The sequence below is a fragment of the Okeania sp. genome (assembly GCF_983059655.1).
In genome coordinates, this window is the sequence record NZ_CEZPJD010000163.1 from 1 (window position 1) to 4,861 (window position 4,861).

Genomic DNA, 4,861 nt, shown 5'->3' on the forward strand with positions numbered 1-4,861 from the left:
AACTAACCTTTCTAATCTAATAACTCACAAAAGAGGGGTATATTACTGTATCTATCTTAACAATTATGCCTTTGCAAATTGTCGATCGCGTAAAGCAATAACGGTAAATGCTACTAAAGTTCCCAGTAATGCTGCTCCTACAGCTTGGTGAGATACGGTTAATAACTCAATTTGCAGACGTAACCGGAAAGTCATAACCCCTAAACCAATCTGAGCTAATACTAATAAACCAGCCCAGTTTGCTAACTTTCGTAGCAGCGGATGTAAGGCAGATGTGCGCCACGCCATTACGACTAATGTCAATGTTGCTAAAGTCGGAGGCACAACGCCAGCAATATGACTGTTCATTATTTTACAAAGTTCCGCCACTCCAAAGCATTGATGCAATGCCCACTGAGAAGCAACTAACCCACCGACTAAACTTTGTAAATAAACAAAAATTGCAGCAGTTAATCCCACCCAAGGTAGTTTACCAACATTGCCTGTACCTGTGTATGGCATCATTGATATGCCTATAACTAATAGAGTCATAAAATACAGCAAAGCAGTACCCAGGTGAGCGGTAACAATATCAAAGCGTAATAGTTGTGTAACAGTTAATCCACCAAGTACACCTTGAAAAACTATTAGCCCCAGAGCAAAAGTCGATGCCCAAGGTAGCCAACCAGGTAATTCTCGTCTATGCCACCATGATAAGCCCATGAGAGCGATCGCGCCAAAGCCAATTAAACTTGCATCTAGTCGATGAAACCACTCTAAAAATACTTGCAGATTCATCTGTGCCATTGGTACTAACTTACCATAACACAAAGGCCAGTCAGGACAAGCTAAACCGGCATTCATAACTCTGGTAGCACTGCCAATAGCCATTAGTAGTAGGGTTGCTATACACAGTTTCCAAACTAAGCCACGAATGCGATCGCGTGCTGGAGACTGAGAGGAAATAATTGTATTGTTATTTAAAACAGAATTGGCCATAAGATTTTTATTAGCTTTAATCTAAAATCTTGCTAAATTGATGTAGCACTCAGCACTCAGCTATTAGCATTCAGCTTCTCTGGCTTGTATAATGGTGAATTCAAACCCCCCATTAACAAGCACCACGCGCTTTTTTAAATCTAGTGGGTTAAAACCCTAGAATTTTTAGCTGACAGCTAAATACTAAAAGCTGATAGCTAGTTAACATCTGACAATTATTAATGTGTCTGATTTTTGTTACTATAAGCGATACTATCTGAAGACTTGTTGTGCTTTAGAAAGTTTTCTGATTTTAATTTTCTTTACAGTTTACTGTTTTGTTTGTTACTGATTTTTCCAAAATTTTATTCTTAACTTTTTCTTTAATTTCTAATAAATTAATAAATTCAAATTATGCAATTTAAAAGTATATATTCAATGTAACTTTATTTGTACAAACTGTGGGGTGGTTTTTGAGGGAAATAGTTAAAATAGTATAAACTCTCTCCAGAGAAATGTCTGAAAAACTAAGATAATCTATAATTTTTATAAATAGTAACAATTGTATCTAATTTATAAGTAGACACTTAGTTTAACTTATATAGTTGAGTATGACAAAAAGTCAAACACTCCTCTACCTAGACTAGGGGTTTTCAAGCTGACAGAGATTTTAACGCTGCTGTCAACTTCAAATAACTATGTGTATTAGTAGCTTGAGTTTAAAGCGAATTTAAGCCTGCTCTCGAAGATAAGTTGCAGACTGCGGTCGGTGGTCTTCTGGGAAGCAGGAACTGAGCTACCAAAGCTCATGCAATTCCGGCATGGGCAAGTTTGGATAAGTTTAGTAGAACGGGAGGAAGACTAATTAAAGAGGTAAAATATGGAAGAAAAAGAAAAAATACCGGTCTCAGTAATCACCCTAGTAGTTGGTATAATAGTCACCATAGTTAGCGTGTGGTTAGGTCAAAATCATGGTCTATTACCAGAGCAAGCATCAGCACAAGCTCCTCTGGTGGATGGTTTTTTTGACATCATGTTTACTATAGCAGTAGCCTTATTTCTAGTGGTAGAAGGAACAATAGTCTTCTCTGCAATTAAATTTCGTAGACGTCAAGGAGACGATGGTGATGGCGCTCCCTTTAGGGAAAATTTACCATTAGAAATATTTTGGACGGCAATTCCAGCCATAATTGTCATTGGTCTTGGTATCTACAGTGTAGATGTATATAGACAGATGGGTGGATTTGATCCAGCAGGAACAAAAGTAGCTCATCATTCTTCATCCGATCGGCAAATGGCAAAAATGCCAGGAGCAGCTCTGGCAGCTCCCCTCATATCGGATGCCGAAGGAATGGAGTCAGAAGAAGTAGCCACAAAAGTAGGCATAAAATATGGCTTTGGAGCAACTCCTGAAGAGGGAGCAAACCCAGCAGATGTAGTAGTGGATATTACCGGCATTCAATATGGCTGGCTGATTAACTATCCTGAAAGTGGTGTTTTAGCAGGGGAACTCCATGTTCCTGTAAACAAGGATATACAAATCAACCTTTCTGCTCAAGATGTGATTCATGCTTTCTGGATACCTGCTTTCCGTTTGAAGCAAGATGCAATTCCTGGTAAAGACACCCAACTCCGGTTCGTAGCTACCAAAACTGGAGAATATCCAGTATATTGTGCAGAACTTTGCGGTGCTTACCACGGAGCGATGAGAACACAAGTAATTGTTGAAACTCAAGAAGAGTATGAAGCTTGGATAGCAGAAAATACTTTTGCCGAGAAACCACAGTTAGATGAAGCTGTAGCAGTAAATACTGCTGATTTATCAGAATCGGAGTACCTTAGCCCTTATGCTAATGAAATGGGTATCAACTCCGAAACATTAAATCAAATTCATCCAAACTAGAACTAGCAGCTAATACTTCCTCTATAAGAATTCAAAAATCCCTATTCTTACAGGGGAAGAGTTGGGGGGAGTCAGCTCCAGAGGTAAAAAAAAGTGAGTTCAACCTCCCCAATAATTAGAGTCTGCTGAAAAAATTGTTTGGTGGGGGTAAGACACGGAGACATGGAGACGCGGAGACGCGGAGATGGGGGTAATAGGCAAAGGTTTCGGCCATTTTATGTGAATAAATTTTCTGTAATTTCAGCAGAAAATTTCAGTAAATTGATGCCAATAAAAGCCATAAACTAGGAGATAGACAGAATATCAAAAACTCCATTACCATAAGCTACCCTGACTTTTAGCTTGATTCAGCAAGCCCTAACTAATTCGTAATTGTCAAAATAATTTACAGATGACACAAACACAAATTCCTTTAGAAACCAAACCACAACCGGAAAAAGCACATCCGGAGGCATGGAAATGGTATCACTACTTCGGCTATAACATAGACCACAAGGTAATAGGTATTCAATATCTGGTTACTGCCTTCGTCTTTTATCTCATCGGTGGTCTCATGGCCATGGCTATGCGTGCAGAACTCTACACCCCAGATGCAGACGTTCTTGACCCAAATATTTACAACTCCTTCCTGACAAATCATGGCACGATTATGATTTTCCTGTGGATCGTGCCTGCTGCCATTGGGGGTTTTGGTAATTATCTGGTCCCCCTAATGGTGGGAGCTAGAGACATGGCATTTCCTAACCTCAATGCGATCGCTTTCTGGCTCAACCCACCTGCTGGCGCACTATTAATTGCCAGTTTAGCTTTTGGTGGGGCACAAAGCGGTTGGACAGCTTATCCCCCACTCAGCCTCATCACCAATAATATCGGACAATCTTTATGGATTCTCAGCATCGTGCTAGTAGGAACTTCCTCCATCATGGGTGCGGTGAACTTTATAGCCACCATCCTGAAAATGAAAGTTCCTAGCATGAGATGGGATCAACTTCCCCTATTCTGCTGGGCAATCTTAGCTACTTCCGTTTTGGCACTATGCTCAACTCCTGTATTAGCAGCAGGATTGGTACTGTTATTATTTGATATCAACTTTGGCACCGGCTTCTTTAAACCAGAGATGGGCGGTGATGTGGTCGTCTACCAGCACTTATTTTGGTTTTATTCTCACCCTGCAGTTTATTTGATGATTCTGCCAATTTTTGGTATTCTCTCAGAGGTTATTCCCGTTCATGCACGCAAACCAATTTTTGGTTATAAAGCGATCGCCTATTCCAGTCTTGCTATTTGTCTAGTAGGTTTGTTCGTATGGGTACACCATATGTTCACCAGTGGAACTCCTCCCTGGATGCGGATGTTCTTCACCATCTCAACTCTAATAGTTGCAGTTCCCACAGGAGTCAAAATCTTTAGTTGGGTAGCTACTCTCTGGGGTGGAAAAATTCGCTATACAAGTGGAATGCTTTTTGCCGTTGGTCTATTAGCAATGTTCGTTATGGGTGGACTAAGTGGGGTAACTTTGGGAACAGCTCCCTTCGACGTTCATGTCCATGACAGTTACTATGTAGTAGCTCACTTCCATTACGTTTTATTTGGTGGTTCAGTTTTTGGTCTGTATGCAGGCATCTATCACTGGTTCCCCAAAATGACAGGTCGGATGTACAACGAAACCTGGGGTCGGGTTCACTTTGTCCTGACTTTAATTGGTACAAACCTCACTTTCTTACCCATGCACCAATTGGGTTTACAAGGAATGCCACGTCGTATTGCTATGTATGACCCTCAGTTTGAAGCGATTAACCACATCTGTACTTATGGATCGATTATTCTAGGTCTGTCTGTAATTCCATTCTTAATCAACATGGTTTGGAGTTGGATGTATGGACCAAAAGCTGATGATAATCCTTGGGGTGGTTTATCCTTGGAGTGGACTACTAGCTCACCTCCTATTATTGAAAACTGGGAAGTGTTGCCAGTGGTTACTTATGGTCCTTATGATTTTGG

Annotated in this window: 3 protein-coding genes; 2 read left to right on the forward strand and 1 reads right to left on the reverse strand. The window is 40.5% G+C overall.

What is annotated here, in order from left to right; genetic code table 11:
- Positions 1–63: 63 nt before the first annotated feature.
- Positions 64–978 (reverse strand): COX15/CtaA family protein, encoded by a 915-nt coding sequence (locus AC3DU7_RS11530; RefSeq protein ID WP_488039491.1) that lies wholly within the window; start codon positions 976–978, stop codon positions 64–66.
- Between the two features lie 859 nt (positions 979–1,837).
- Here AC3DU7_RS11530 and AC3DU7_RS11535 point away from each other — a divergent pair.
- On the forward strand, positions 1,838–2,860 hold the full coding sequence (locus tag AC3DU7_RS11535; RefSeq protein WP_488039492.1) for a cytochrome c oxidase subunit II: 1,023 nt from the start codon (positions 1,838–1,840) through the stop codon (positions 2,858–2,860).
- Positions 2,861–3,251: 391 nt separating this feature from the next.
- The coding region (ctaD, locus tag AC3DU7_RS11540) for a cytochrome c oxidase subunit I (RefSeq protein ID WP_488039493.1) at positions 3,252–4,861 on the forward strand (1,610 nt) is incomplete at its 3' end.